A 13,437-nucleotide genomic window follows, 5' to 3' on the forward strand; every position below is an offset into this window, starting at 1 on the left:
TCAGATGCGCTCCAGCTTCGGCAGCCACACACGGATCAGCGAGAACAGCCGATCCAGGTCGATGGGCTTGGCCAGGTAATCGTTGGCACCAGCCTTCATGCACAGGTCCTGATCGTCTTTCATCGCCTTGGCGGTTACCGCAATGATCGGCAGCTTACGCCAGCGCGCATTCTCACGGATGCGCCGGGTGGCTTCGTAGCCGTCCATCTCCGGCATCATCACGTCCATCAGCACCAGGTCGATGTCGCTCACCGCTTCGAGCTTCTCGATGGCCTCGCGGCCGTTGCGCGCGACCTCGACCTGAGCACCCTTGTGCTCCAGGGCGCTGGTGAGGGCGAAGATGTTGCGCACGTCGTCATCGACCAGCAGGATGCGCCGCCCTTCGAACACGCGGTCGCGGCTGCGCGCGGTCTTGAGCATGCTCTGCCGCTCGCTGGACAGCTCGGACTCGACCATGTGCAGGAACAGTGTCACCTCGTCGAGCAGACGCTCTGGCGAGCGCGCGCCCTTGATGATAATCGAGCGCGAGTACTTGAGCAGCTCGGCTTCCTCGGCGCGGGTCAGGTTGCGGCCGGTGTAGACGATCACCGGCGGGAAGCAGCGGATGTTCTCGCTGCCCATGCGCGCCAGCAGCTCGTCGCCCTGCATGTCCGGCAATTTGAGGTCGATGATCATGCAATCGAAGATGTGGTGGCGCAGCTGCTCCAGCGCCTGCTCGCCGAACTCGACGGCAACGATCTCGATGTCGTCATCGCCGATCAGCCGGGCGATGCTGTCGCGCTGCAGCTTGTCGTCCTCGACCACCAGCACGCGGCGCATTTTCTGAGTCAGCCGCTCCTCGAGCTTGCTGAACACGCCCTTGAGCTGGTCACGGGTGGCAGGCTTCTGTGCATAACCGACTGCGCCCATGTGCAGCGCAGCTTCGGCCATGTCCTCGACGGAAATCACGTGCACCGGAATATGCCGGGTGCCGGGGTTTTCCTTGAGACGCTGAAGCACCGACAGGCCGGAAACGTCTGGCAGGCGCATGTCTAGCAGGATGGCGTCGGGACGGTGCGAGGTGGCCAGCTCCAGACCGTCCTGGGCGCTGTGGGCGACCAAGCAGCGGTAATCCAGCTCATGGGCCAGGTCATAGAGAATATGCGCGAACTGCGGCTCGTCTTCGATCACCAGCACGCTGCGCCCACCAAGCACCGACATGCCGCGGTCGTCCGCGAATACCGGCACGCTGCGCGCGGCCTCGCCCTTGGCCGGCTGCGCCACGGCAGCAGGCGCCACCTTGGGCAGCAGCGCGGCTGGCTGGGCGGCGGGCAGCAGGATTTCTTCTTCGCTTACCGGACAGCTCAGCGGCAGCACCAGGGTGAATACGCTGCCCTCGCCCGGCGTACTCATCACGCTGATCGAGCCGCCCAGCAGGGCCGCCAGATCGCGGGAAATCGACAGCCCCAGGCCGGTACCGCCGAAGCGCCGGTTGGTGGTGCCATCGGCCTGACGGAACGCCTCGAAGATATATTCCTGCTGTTCTTTGGGGATGCCGATACCACTGTCGCGCACGGCGAACGAAACGCCCTCGTCGACCCGGATGACGCTCAGGCTGACCTGGCCCTGCTCGGTGAATTTGAAGGCGTTGGAGAGCAGGTTCTTGAGAATCTGCTCGACGCGCAGGCGGTCGGTGTACAGCGAACGCGGTAGGTCATCGCCGATCTCGACGTTGAAGCCCAGCTGCTTCTCGCCGGCAACCGGCTGGAAGGTGGCTTCCAGGCTCTGCGCCAGACGCACCACGTTGGTGTTCTCCGGGCGCAGGTCGAGCTTGCCGGCCTCGACCTTGGAAATGTCGAGGATGTCGTTGATCAGGTTGAGCAGATCGTTGCCCGCGGAGTAGATCGAGTCGGCGAACTTGACCTGCTCGGCGTCCAGATTGCCCTTGGGGTTGTCGGCAAGCAGCTTGGCCAGGATCAGCGAGCTGTTGAGCGGCGTGCGCAGCTCGTGGGACATGTTGGCAAGGAATTCGGACTTGTAGCGACTGGCACGCTGCAGCTCCTCGGCGCGCTCTTCGAGCTGATGCTGAGCCTCGCGCAGGGCGCTGTTGCGATCGTCCAGAGCATCGCGCTGCATCGACAGCTGCTCGTTGCTCTGCTCCAGCTCCGCCTGCTGGGTTTCCAGGTGCGCCTGGGACTCCTTGAGCGCCCGCGATTGCTCTTCGAGCTCTTCGTTGGCGGTTTTCAGTTCTTCCTGCTGCACCTGCAGCTCTTCGTTGAGCTGCTGGGTTTCAGCGAGGATTTCCTGCAGGCGATGGCGGTAGCGAGCCGCCTCCACCGACGCGCCGATGCTCGCTGCGATCTGTTCCAGGAACTCGCTGTCACGCTCGCTCAAGGGGCGCAAGAAGCCCAGCTCGACCACGCCATTGACGTCGCCATCGTTGCTGACCGGCAGCACAGCCACTACCAGCGGCTTGCCCTCGCCAAGGCCGGAGCTGACCTTCAGGTAGTCGGCCGGCAGGTTATCGAGAATCAGCAGGCGGCGGTCATGGGCCACGCGGCCGACCATGCCTTCGGCGCTGTAGAACGACTGCTCGGCATTTTCGTGCTCGCGGGAGAAGCCATAGGTCGCTACACGGCGCAGGTTGCCGTGCTCCTCGCGCACGTACAGCGCGCCCACCGCGGCATCCAGGTGGCTGGCCAGAAACTCCAGGGTGTTGCGCCCCAGCACCGGCAGCGCCTGCTGGCCGATCAGCCGCTCGGCCATCAGGTTCTGCCCGTTGCGCAGCCAGGCCTGGGCCTGCATGCGCTCGTTATGCTCTTCCTGCTTCTTGAGGATCGCACTGTAGGTGTCCGTCAGCCGCATCAGCTCACGCCGCCCGAAAATCGCTAGGCCTCCGCTGAACAGCAGAGTGAACAGCAGAAACAGCGCAATGGTGATGATCGCGGTGTTGCTGGCGGCGTTGTTGCGCTCCTCGCGCAGACGCTGCTCCATGGCGATGAAGGCGCCGTATTCGTCACGGATGGCATCGGTCAGCTGCTTGCCGCGGCCGTCGCGCACCGGGTCCAGAAAGTTGCCACCGTCACGCTTGGCGGCGATGGCTCCCTGGGCGAAGGCAGTCCACTCGTCCTGCAGGGCGGCGATGCTGCGCAGCCGCTCCACCTGCAGCGGGTTGTCGGCCACCAGCTCGTTTAGGGTCTGCATCTCGGCGCGGACGCGCGGTTTGGCGACCTCGTAAGGCTGCAGAAAGCGCACATCACCGGAGAGCAGATAGCCGCGAAAGCCGGTCTCCTGGTCGATGGAAAGCTTCAGAGACTCACTGGCATTGTTGAGCACCCGGTCGGTGTGCTGCACCCAGCCTAATACGTTGAGCAGGTAGACGATCAGCGCCACGAAGAACACCGCGCTGACCACGCCCACGCCAAGCGGCAAGGCGACATTGCGCCGCAGAATACGCTTGAAGCTGTTCTCATCAATTGTGCTGTTGGGCATCGCGGATCCCTGGCTGTGTTGCGGCAGTTATAGGTCGTTGTTTTGACGAACGGCGGATATTAATGCGCCATCATGGGTTAATCCAACGCCGGCGTTTAGTCTTCCGCGCGCTTGGATCATGGCAAGGTGCCAAGGGTTCGAGTTATTTTTTCATCGCGGTGCAAAAGCGCTTTCGGTCACCTGCTGCAACCATTGAATGCGCGTTTTTTCAGCCGGGCGGCACGCTCGCAATGCAGCCCACGCATCAGATTCGTGCCATGCTAGGCGGCCTGCCGCCAACGCGGTTCTGAAACACGCTGTGTGGGTAGGCCAACCGCCCGCCAGGACGCTCAGCGGTTTCACCATCCTTTATCAGAGGTAACGCCGTTGTCAGACCTAGCTCCCAGCGCAGCAACCGCCGGCCAGCGAATCCTCCTTGTGGAGGACTCCGATGTGGTGCGCATGCTCACCGTGGAGGTGCTCGAAGAGCTCGACTACAGCGTGACCGAAGCAGCCGAAGCGCAGCAGGCGCTGCAGGTCTTGCGTAGCGACGAGCCCATCGACCTGTTGATGACCGACATCGGTCTGCCCGGCATGAGCGGTCAGGAGCTGGCCGTCGCGGCCCGCCAACTGCGTCCGGAGCTCAAAGTTCTATTCGCCAGCGGTTACGCCGAAAGCGTCGAGATCGACAAGAGCGAACCGGCCAATCACACCGCCATCATCGGCAAACCCTTTTCACTCGATGCCCTGCGCGACAAGGTGCAGAGCATGCTCGGCAACTGACACTTCTGGCTCCAGATCGGTCAAACGGCCTCCTGGCACTGGAATTGCGAGACGGATATCAGTAGGGTGCGCGTCTTTTTCTAACCGTGACCTGTTTGCCGCCTGTTTTGCAGCGGGGCGACAACAGGCTGCGATGATGCGACACCCCTGCAACCGTAGCGGCAGCGGGCAAGCAGCAACCTTGGCGCCTCCTGGTGCCTATGCTAGGTTTGCAGCCCACAGCCCCGCCGTACACGGATCCTATCCGCATAAGAATTAAGAGGACTGTTTGATGGCTGAGGCCGCGCCCGCGCTGGAAATCCGCAATCTGCACAAACGCTATGGCGACCTCGAAGTGCTCAAGGGCATTTCCCTCACGGCACGCGACGGTGACGTGATCTCCATTCTCGGCTCGTCCGGCTCGGGCAAGTCGACCTTCCTGCGCTGCGTGAACCTGCTGGAAAATCCCCATCAGGGCCAGATCATCGTGGCCGGTGAAGAACTCAAGCTCAAAGCGCAGAAGAACGGCGAACTGGTGGCTGCAGACAACCGCCAGATCAACCGCCTGCGCAGCGAAATCGGTTTCGTATTCCAGAACTTCAACCTCTGGCCACACATGACGGTGCTGGACAACATCACCGAAGCGCCGCGCCGCGTGCTCGGCAAGAGCAAGGCCGAAGCCACCGAGATTGCCGAAGCGCTGCTGGCCAAAGTCGGCATCGCCGACAAACGCCATGCCTACCCGAACCAACTGTCCGGTGGCCAGCAACAGCGTGCGGCCATTGCCCGCACCCTTGCGATGCAGCCAAAAGTTATCCTGTTCGATGAACCGACTTCGGCCCTCGACCCGGAAATGGTACAAGAAGTGCTTACTGTGATCCGCGCGCTCGCCGATGAAGGCCGCACCATGCTGCTGGTGACCCACGAGATGAGCTTCGCTCGCCAGGTGTCCAGTGAAGTGGTGTTTCTGCATCAGGGTGTGGTGGAAGAACAGGGATCGCCGGATCAGGTGTTCGACAACCCGAAGTCGGCGCGCTGCAAACAATTCATGTCCAGCAATCGTTAAAACACGGAGCAATCACGCATGCATAGCTATAAAAAGATTCTGCTGGCAGCTGCCGCCACTCTGGCTTTCGGCACGGGTGCCGTCGCTGCTGACAAACTGAAGATCGGTACCGAAGGCGCTTACCCGCCCTTCAACCTCATCGACGCCAGCGGCCAGGTCGGCGGCTTCGACGTGGAAATCGGCCAGGCCCTGTGCGCCAAGATGAAGGCCGAGTGCGAAGTGGTCACCTCCGACTGGGACGGCATCATCCCGGCCCTGAACGCCAAGAAGTTCGACTTCCTGATCGCCTCCATGTCGATCACCGAAGAGCGCCAGCAGGCGGTGGACTTCACAGACCCGTACTACACCAACAAGCTGCAGTTCATCGCCCCCAAAGGCAGTGACTTCAAGACCGACAAAGCCAGCCTGAAAGGCAAGGTAATCGGTGCCCAGCGCGCAACCATCGCCGGTACCTGGCTGGAAGACAACATGGGCGGCGTGGTTGACGTGAAACTCTACGACACTCAGGAAAACGCCTACCTCGACCTGGCCTCCGGCCGCGTTGACGGTGTGCTGGCCGATACCTTCGTGAACTGGGAATGGCTGAAAAGCGATGCCGGCAAAGGCTTCGAATTCAAGGGCGACCCGGTATTCGACAACGACAAGATCGGTATTGCCGTACGTAAAGGTGATGCTCTGCGCGAGCGCCTGAACAAGGCCCTGGCCGAAATCGTTGCCGACGGCACCTACAAGAAGATCAACGACAAGTACTTCCCTTTCAGCATCTACTAAGCAGCCTGCCCGCGCCGCCAATGGCGGCGCGGGCGCTTGAGTTTCCATGAATTTCGATCTTTCCGGATTCGGCCCGGCCCTGGCCGCCGGCACCCTGATGACAGTCCAGCTGGCGCTTAGCGCGCTGTGCGTCGGTTTGGTGCTTGGCCTGCTCGGCGCCTTTGCCAAGACTTCTCCGTACAAGCCGTTGCAATGGCTTGGCGGCACTTATTCGACCCTGGTTCGCGGTGTGCCCGAATTGCTTTGGGTACTGCTGATCTATTTCGGCACCGTGGGCCTGATGCGTGGCCTCGCCGAAATACTTGGCATGGAGAGCCTCGAGCTGTCGCCATTCGCCGCTGGCGTGATCGCCCTGGGCTTGTGCTTTGGCGCCTACGCCACCGAAGTGTTTCGTGGCGCGATCCTGGCGATCCCCAAAGGCCATCGCGAAGCTGGCCAGGCACTTGGGCTCTCCAAGGGCCGCATTCTCTGGCGCCTGGTAATGCCGCAGATGTGGCGCATCGCCCTGCCCGGCCTCGGCAACCTGTTCATGATCCTGATGAAAGACACCGCGCTGGTATCGGTCATCGGCCTCAACGAGTTGATGCGCCGCTCGCAGATCGCCGTGACCGCCAGCAAGGAGCCGTTCACCTTTTATATGGTCGCCGCCTTTATCTACCTGGGCCTGACCGTCATCGCCATGATTGGCCTGCACTTCCTCGAGAAGCGTGCCAGCCGCGGCTTCAAGCGGAGTGAGGCATGAACTGGGACGTCATCATTACCTGGTTGCCACGCCTGGCCCAAGGCGCTCTGCTGACCATCGAACTGGTCGCAGTGGCGGTCGTCCTCGGCCTGATTCTGGCCATTCCGACCGGCATCGCTCGCGCTTCACGCCACTGGTACGTGCGCGCCGTGCCTTACGGCTACATCTTCTTTTTCCGCGGCACGCCGCTGCTGGTGCAACTGTTTCTGGTCTATTACGGCCTGGCGCAGTTCGACGCGGTGCGCCAAGGCCCGCTCTGGCCGTACCTGCGCGACCCATATTGGTGCGCAGTGATCACCATGACGTTGCACACCACCGCTTATATCGCCGAAATTCTGCGCGGCGCCATCCAGTCCGTGCCGCCGGGTGAAATCGAAGCCGCCCGGGCGCTGGGCATGTCGCGGGCGCAGTCGATGCTGCACATAGTGCTGCCACGGGCGGCGCGCATTGGCCTGCCGGCTTACAGCAACGAAGTGATCCTGATGCTCAAGGCCAGCGCCCTGGCCAGCACGGTGACCTTGCTGGAACTGACCGGCATGGCGCGCACCATGAACGCACGTACCTACCTGCCGGTGGAAGGCTTCTTCGCAGCCGGGGTGTTCTATCTAGTGATCACCTTCGCGCTGATCAACGCCTTCAAACTGCTGGAACGCTGGCTGCGCGTCGACGCCTGCCAGGGCCGATAGAGTGGCGGGGCGCAGGTCCCGTCGTCGCCTCTCATGACCGCATACAATTGTCTCCCACCGCTCAGTGGCGATGCCCTCCTCCAACGCTTCCAGGCGCTGGACGGTTTTCTCGTCGCCCACCAGGCACTGTGGAAACCGCGGCCATTCACCCACCAGACTCTGCCCTGGGAAAGCCAACATCCCGAGCTGGCAGCCTGGCTGCGTAGCCGCACACTGGAGCAGGCGGAGGCCAGTCATAATCAGCCGGCGGCTTTGGACGGCGCGCCAGCGCCCTTCCCCGAACTGGCCTTGCAGGCGGAGCGCCTGAGCCAGATTGGCGACCTGCCTCAGCAGCCTTCGCCCGACCTGCCGCCGCGCTTCTCGGTGGATGTGCCCGGCCGCAAGTGGCAGCAGATACGTGCCTTCAGCGACAGCCTGCAATTCGCCCAAACGCCGCAGCACTGGCTGGACTGGTGCGCCGGCAAAGGCCACCTCGGGCGCGTACTTGCTCACGAAGGCCAACAGCTAACGTGCCTGGAATACGACCCGGCGTTGGTCGCCAACGGCGCCGAACTGAGCAAACGCTTGGGGATAACTGCTCAGCACATCGAGCAGGACGTGCTCGCAGATAACGCCTCCCAGCACATGCACGCCGCACACAGCCCCGTAGCCCTGCACGCCTGCGGCGACCTGCACGTACGGCTGATGCACTTGGCCAGCGCGGCGGGTTGTCACCAATTGGCCATCGCCCCCTGCTGCTACAACCGCACCGTCGCGAGCACCTATCAAGCGTTATCCACGGCAGCCCAGGATTCAATCCTGAGTCTCTCGCTGGATGATCTAGCCCTGCCGATGAGCGAGACGGTGACTGCCGGCAATCGGGTACGCCTGCAGCGCGACCAATCGATGGCCTGGCGCCTGGCTTTCGACCTGCTGCAACGCGAGCTGCGAGGAGTGGATGATTACCTGCCAACCCCTTCGCTGCCACCGGTCTGGCTGAAAAAGGACTTCACTGATTACTGCCGCGACCTTGCCGAACTCAAAAGGCTGCCGACTCCGAGTGAACGCGACTGGCATAGACTGGAAACCGCTGGCTGGCAACGCCTGGCCGAAGTGCGCAATCTCGAATTGCTGCGCGGCCTGTTTCGCCGCCCATTGGAGCTCTGGCTGGTGCTTGATCGCGCGTTGTATCTACAGGAACAAGGCTACGAGGTACGCCTCGGGCAGTTCTGCCCGCCACACCTTACGCCACGCAACCTGCTGCTGCTCGCCGAACGCGCCCAAGTTGCACACACGATCTGTGGATAACTCTGTTCATAGATTCTGAGCAAACAACTCCGGGCCACCTACTTCAACGCCTAGCTAGCGCTGATCATTTTTTGAGCACCAATAAAAACTGATATAAAACAACTGCTTGTAATTTCTGTGAAAGGCTGCGTAGAAAATTTATAAAACTATCTATACGCCCCGAGTTTGTGCATAAGCCCAGATAGAGCGCTCGAAAAGAGCAGCGAAAAACTTGCCTTAAGAAGCTTTACTCATGCAAACGAATGGATATAATGGCGCCCCTCAAATGCCGGTATAGCTCAGCTGGTAGAGCAACTGACTTGTAATCAGTAGGTCCCGGGTTCGACTCCTGGTGCCGGCACCATATTCAAAGCCCCGCAGTGCGGGGCTTTGTCGTTTCCGGGCGATGGAAAACGTTGTCCACACGCCCTTCTCGCCGTCCTTATTACAGAGCGCCTCAGGATTCAACGCAGCTCAGTCGCGTTTGTGGTCTGGAGCGACTAACCTACGGCCCTACAACCTGACGGAGCCACCATGGCAGACAATCCGCTCGGCGCCGGTCTGCGGCTGCCAGATGATGTGCCACTTGTTCGCAAGCTGGGTCATGAGCTCATAGAGTTTCTGCCGGTTGGTGTTTACCTGTGCAACGCCGCCGGCAACCTGACCACCTATAACCCCAAGGCCGCGGAAATTTGGGGTGAGGCGCCGGACCTGAGCAAGGAGCCCGTCAAATACACCGGCGCTTATCGGCAGCGCAGCGAGAACGGCGCGCATATTCCCCTCGAACAGTCGCCTCTGGCTGCCGTTCTGCTCAGCAAGAAGCCGATCACCAACCTGCGGCTGATCATCGAGCGCCGCGACGGTAGCCAGGTTCCGGTCCTCGCCAACATCATCCCCTTGCTTGGCAAGGATGGCGCGATGATGGGTTTCATGAGCAGCGTTCAAGATTTGCGCGAGCTAGCGGCGCAGGAACGGGCGCAGAACAACCTGCAGAATGCTCTGTTCCAGGCACAGAAAATGGAACAGGTCGCCAAGGTTGAAGGCGGCGTTGTCCACGACTTCACCAACCAGCTGACCAGCCTGTCCATGAGCCTGTCGTTGATGGAGCGGGAGATCATGGACTCCGGCTCGGAGCAGCTGCAGGCGCGACTCACGCTCTGCAAGGAGGCGACCGACCGAGTAACTCAGCTGGCTGAAGATCTGCTGCTGTTCGCTCGCAGCCGCCCCAGGGCACTCGAACGCATCGACCCCAACCAACTGTTATTGGGCATGAGCCGGCTGATCGGCAACGAGACGGGCCAGCCAATCACCGTCGCCCTCGACCTGGCCACGGACGCCAACTTCCTCAAGGCCAACAGGCAGCAACTCGAGAGCGCCATCATCAACCTGGTGATAAACGCCCGAGAGGCCATGCCGAACGGCGGCAAGCTGACCTTGAGCACCTTCAATACCCTGCTCGACCGCAGCAACTTCCCGCACCATAACGCCAACTTCAAACCAGGCCGCTATGTGGTGATCCGCGTTACGGATGACGGCAATGGCATTGCCCCGGATGCGCTCGAGCATATCTTCACGCCCTTCTATACGACCAAGGCGGTCGACAAGAACACCGGGCTGGGGCTGACCATGATCAAGAGCCTCATCACCGACATCAACGGCCAACTGGCGGTGACCAGCAGGCTCGGCGAAGGCACGAGCGTCAGCCTGTACTTCCCGTGCTATGGCAGCGAACACTCGCTGGCCATCACCGGCAGCGAACAGCCCCACGAACGGTGAGTGACAGCCGGGCAGCTCTCGGATTACTGTATATGCATACAGAAACCGAGAGTTCGCACCATGGCACAAGGCACCTCCACCGCAGCGCTCACCCTCACCTCCTACCAGCAACTTGGCGCACGGGTTTCAAGAGCGATCAACGCGCCCGCCGCGCAGAAATCCAGATCGGCAGTATTGCTGCGCGCCGAAGGCGACAGCCCTGAAGACTGGGCTCGCCTGCTCGACGAGATTGGCGAGAACGACAACGTGACCATCGCCTGGCGTGACGATGGTGTGCAGTTGTTCTGGACGGTACCGGCGGAGGATTGACGACCTGCCGGCCAGGCGAGCGAAACCCACAAAAAAGCAGAGCCGTCAGTCGACTCTGCTTTCAGACGTGAAGCGGCTTCGCTTTAGGTCGCGACCTGATTGGAGAACTGGCTTACCGCGGCAACCACGCCTTCGGCATCCTTCTGGATGTTCTGGATCACCGCGTCGGAGTCGTTGGCTAGCGTCAGTGCCTGATCGGCCAGTTCGCGGCTGCGGGTGATCACATCGACAGCGCCGGAGGCCAGCGTCTGATTCTGCTGCACCACGGCGACGATTTCCTGGGTGGCCTTCGAGGTACGCGAGGCCAGCTGGCGGACCTCATCGGCCACCACCGCAAAGCCACGCCCCTGCTCACCCGCACGAGCAGCCTCGATGGCAGCGTTGAGGGCCAACAGGTTGGTCTGGTCGGCAATCCCGCTGATCGCCGCGACGATGGTCTCGACCGATTTCCCCTGTTCATCCAGCGCCTGGATGCTCTGGGTAGCGCTTTCCATCGCACTCGCCAACCGATGCAGCACCTCGACGGTATCGCGAACCACCTCACGGCCCTTGCTGGCACTGGCGTCAGTTTGCAGCGAGGTGCTGTAAGCGAGGTTGGCTGCCTTAGCGACGGCAAGCTCCAGGTTCACCTGCTCGGTAATGACTGTAGCGAACTTCACCACTTTGTAGAGCTTGCCGTGAATATCGGTGATCGGGTTGTAGGACGCCTCCAGCCAGACATCCCGACCGCTACTGTCGATGCGCTTGAAGCGGTCGACCACGAAATCACCGCGGCGCAGGCGCTCCCAGAACTGGCGATAACCTTCCGAGGCGCTCTCTTCGCTGGTGCAGAACATGCGGTGATGCTTGCCGACCACCTGCGCCAGGTTGTAGCCCATACCGCGCAGGAACAGGTCGTTGGCGGTGATGACCGTGCCATCGAGATTGAATTCGATCACCGCTGTCGAGCGCAGCAGCGCCTTGACCAGGCTTTCATTCTCCAACGACGCCTCGATGGTGCGCGTTAGGTTACTGGAGTGAATCACCAGTTGCTGCTTGCCGGTCTGCAGATCGCTCATCGGCACGACCACCGAACGCAGCCATATATGCCGGCCATCCTTGCCGAGCAGCCGCAGCGCGCCGCTGAAATGCCGACGCTCCTTGATCGCCAACAGTGCGCGCGACTGGTGCGGATCGCGGACCAGTTCCGGCGGCGAAAACTGGGTCAGATATTGCCCCTCGACATCGCCAGCGCGGTAGCCCAGCTCGCCTTGAAACAGCTCATTGACCCGTTCGATCCGGCCATCGGCACCGAGCTGGATGATGATCATTTCCTTGTCGAGGTTCTCCCTTACCTCCTCCTGCATCGCTAAACGAGCTTCCAGCTCGCTGTTGATTTGTTTGAGGCGAGAGTTGAACACGATAAGAACTCCAGAATGGGTACTGCTGCATCGGCTTGGAGAGGTGAAACTTGAAACCACATAACGGCTTTCGGTAGCGCCGTCACAATACGGCCAAAGCGAATTTGGGCCGGCCTGAAATATCTCCAAACACCCCGCACTGCGCGGACGTGTCACCGCATCCCGATAAATTTCCTGAACAACTGGCCAAAAACCCTGAACACCACGAACCGCTTCGCGGTCCGAGTTTTTGAAGAAGTTCCCGAGAACCGCCAACAGATTGTTGCAATGCATTGCAAGCAACCTGATCGCACCTCGCAGGGCGCTGCTTCGGACGAGTCGTCGCGGGGCCGAAAAACATTATTCGTAACCGGCCAGAACAGTCGACGACCGTCATGGATGTCCGTGCATCCGCCTGCCGCCTTCGGGTGGTTTCGTTTCAGACAGCCTGAGCCGGTCAGCGGATGCCCGGCTTTCGAGGAGTTCACATGTCCAAAGAAGCCCCGCGGGGTTTGAGCCGGCGCTCATTGCTCAAGGCCTCGGCCACCACCGTTGCAGCCGGCGTTGCCGCCAGCGCCCAGGCGGTCACCATCAGTGGTGTACCGCAGTGGCTGCCGTTCGATCACAACGGTCCGCTGCATTACGACGCCAAAGGCTGGCAGTTCCTCACTGCCGATGAGGCCCGTGAAATCGAGGCCATCGTCGAGCAGCTGATTCCCGCGGACGAGCTGTCCCCCAGTGGCAAAGACGCTGGCTGCGCGGTGTTCATCGATCACCAGCTCGCGGGCCACTACGGCACCTACGAGCGCCTCTACCAACAGGGCCCCTTCGTGCCGGACATTGAACCGGGCTCCGAACAACTGCCCCGTGAGCGCTATCGCCTCGGCCTGGAGCAACTGGGCAAGCACTGCCAGCAGGCGTTCGGCAAACGCTTCAGCGAACTGGACGGTGAGCAGCGCGACAAGGTGCTCAAAGGCATGGAGGCTGGCGAGATCGCCTTCGAGGGCATCGAGTCCAAAGTGTTCTTTGCGCAGCTGCTGCAAAACACCATGGAAGGCTTTTTCGCCGACCCGATCTACGGTGGCAATCGCGACATGGTGAGCTGGAAGATGCTTGGTTTCCCCGGTGCGCGTTACGACTACCGCCCCTATATCGACCGGCACAACGAGAAGCTGGACCTGATACCGCTGTCGATCATCGGCAGCTCCGCGTGGAATCGCAAAGGATGAG

Annotated in this window: 11 protein-coding genes and 1 tRNA gene; 10 read left to right on the forward strand and 2 right to left on the reverse strand. The window is 61.3% G+C overall.

Annotated elements, in window-relative coordinates:
* A complete protein-coding gene (locus tag BUC40_RS03300; RefSeq protein ID WP_073262570.1) occupies positions 1 to 3,471 on the reverse strand; it encodes a response regulator in 3,471 nt (1,156 codons plus the stop codon).
* Positions 3,472 to 3,879: 408 nt separating this feature from the next.
* On the opposite strand from BUC40_RS03300, the gene BUC40_RS03305 reads away from it, so the two are divergent.
* The 9 genes from BUC40_RS03305 (at position 3,880) to BUC40_RS03345 (ending at position 10,828) form a co-directional block, all read left to right on the forward strand.
* Positions 3,880 to 4,233 carry a response regulator gene (locus BUC40_RS03305; RefSeq protein WP_425272910.1) on the forward strand — a complete coding sequence of 118 codons (354 nt, stop codon included), beginning with the start codon at positions 3,880 to 3,882 and terminating at the stop codon, positions 4,231 to 4,233.
* A gap of 271 nt (positions 4,234 to 4,504) precedes the next feature.
* Positions 4,505 to 5,278 carry an ABC transporter ATP-binding protein gene (locus BUC40_RS03310; RefSeq protein WP_073262574.1) on the forward strand — a complete coding sequence of 258 codons (774 nt, stop codon included), beginning with the start codon at positions 4,505 to 4,507 and terminating at the stop codon, positions 5,276 to 5,278.
* Positions 5,279 to 5,296: 18 nt separating this feature from the next.
* Positions 5,297 to 6,049 (forward strand): ABC transporter substrate-binding protein, encoded by a 753-nt coding sequence (locus BUC40_RS03315; RefSeq protein WP_073262576.1) that lies wholly within the window; start codon positions 5,297 to 5,299, stop codon positions 6,047 to 6,049.
* 46 nt (positions 6,050 to 6,095) lie between these two features.
* The gene (locus BUC40_RS03320) at positions 6,096 to 6,791 is read left to right on the forward strand and encodes an ABC transporter permease (protein WP_073262578.1); all 696 of its coding nucleotides are present in this window, start codon (positions 6,096 to 6,098) and stop codon (positions 6,789 to 6,791) included.
* Positions 6,788 to 7,477, forward strand: a complete 690-nt coding sequence (locus tag BUC40_RS03325; protein WP_073262580.1) for an ABC transporter permease — start codon at positions 6,788 to 6,790, stop codon at positions 7,475 to 7,477. The genes BUC40_RS03320 and BUC40_RS03325 overlap by 4 nt, the downstream gene beginning before the upstream one ends.
* Positions 7,478 to 7,510: 33 nt before the next feature.
* Entirely contained in the window at positions 7,511 to 8,764 is a 1,254-nt protein-coding gene (locus BUC40_RS03330) for a methyltransferase (RefSeq protein ID WP_073262582.1), read from the forward strand.
* Between the two features lie 267 nt (positions 8,765 to 9,031).
* Positions 9,032 to 9,107, forward strand: a tRNA-Thr gene (locus tag BUC40_RS03335).
* Positions 9,108 to 9,277: 170 nt separating this feature from the next.
* On the forward strand, positions 9,278 to 10,519 hold the full coding sequence (locus tag BUC40_RS03340) for a two-component system sensor histidine kinase NtrB (protein WP_073262584.1): 1,242 nt from the start codon (positions 9,278 to 9,280) through the stop codon (positions 10,517 to 10,519).
* Between the two features lie 60 nt (positions 10,520 to 10,579).
* Positions 10,580 to 10,828 carry a DUF1654 domain-containing protein gene (locus BUC40_RS03345; RefSeq protein ID WP_073262586.1) on the forward strand — a complete coding sequence of 83 codons (249 nt, stop codon included), beginning with the start codon at positions 10,580 to 10,582 and terminating at the stop codon, positions 10,826 to 10,828.
* Between the two features lie 83 nt (positions 10,829 to 10,911).
* Here BUC40_RS03345 and BUC40_RS03350 read toward each other — a convergent pair whose 3' ends face one another.
* Positions 10,912 to 12,228 carry a methyl-accepting chemotaxis protein gene (locus tag BUC40_RS03350; RefSeq protein ID WP_073262588.1) on the reverse strand — a complete coding sequence of 439 codons (1,317 nt, stop codon included), beginning with the start codon at positions 12,226 to 12,228 and terminating at the stop codon, positions 10,912 to 10,914.
* Between the two features lie 467 nt (positions 12,229 to 12,695).
* Between BUC40_RS03350 and BUC40_RS03355 the strand changes: the two genes are divergently transcribed.
* On the forward strand, positions 12,696 to 13,436 hold the full coding sequence (locus BUC40_RS03355) for a gluconate 2-dehydrogenase subunit 3 family protein (RefSeq protein ID WP_073262590.1): 741 nt from the start codon (positions 12,696 to 12,698) through the stop codon (positions 13,434 to 13,436).
* The last annotated feature ends 1 nt before the right edge of the window (position 13,437 follow it).

It is taken from the genome of Phytopseudomonas punonensis (assembly GCF_900142655.1).
Classification (GTDB): Bacteria; Pseudomonadota; Gammaproteobacteria; order Pseudomonadales; family Pseudomonadaceae; genus Aquipseudomonas; species Aquipseudomonas punonensis.

What these genes read in the sequence shown, in the direction of transcription:
- BUC40_RS03345 (WP_073262586.1), top strand. Translation starts at nt 10,580, where the DNA reads ATGGCACAAGGCACCTCCACCGCAGCGCTCACCCTCACCTCCTACCAG.
- BUC40_RS03320 (WP_073262578.1), top strand. Translation starts at nt 6,096, where the DNA reads ATGAATTTCGATCTTTCCGGATTCGGCCCGGCCCTGGCCGCCGGCACC.
- BUC40_RS03325 (WP_073262580.1), top strand. Translation starts at nt 6,788, where the DNA reads ATGAACTGGGACGTCATCATTACCTGGTTGCCACGCCTGGCCCAAGGC.
- BUC40_RS03330 (WP_073262582.1), top strand. Translation starts at nt 7,511, where the DNA reads ATGACCGCATACAATTGTCTCCCACCGCTCAGTGGCGATGCCCTCCTC.
- BUC40_RS03315 (WP_073262576.1), top strand. Translation starts at nt 5,297, where the DNA reads ATGCATAGCTATAAAAAGATTCTGCTGGCAGCTGCCGCCACTCTGGCT.
- BUC40_RS03300 (WP_073262570.1), bottom strand. Translation starts at nt 3,471, where the DNA reads ATGCCCAACAGCACAATTGATGAGAACAGCTTCAAGCGTATTCTGCGG.
- BUC40_RS03310 (WP_073262574.1), top strand. Translation starts at nt 4,505, where the DNA reads ATGGCTGAGGCCGCGCCCGCGCTGGAAATCCGCAATCTGCACAAACGC.
- BUC40_RS03340 (WP_073262584.1), top strand. Translation starts at nt 9,278, where the DNA reads ATGGCAGACAATCCGCTCGGCGCCGGTCTGCGGCTGCCAGATGATGTG.
- BUC40_RS03355 (WP_073262590.1), top strand. Translation starts at nt 12,696, where the DNA reads ATGTCCAAAGAAGCCCCGCGGGGTTTGAGCCGGCGCTCATTGCTCAAG.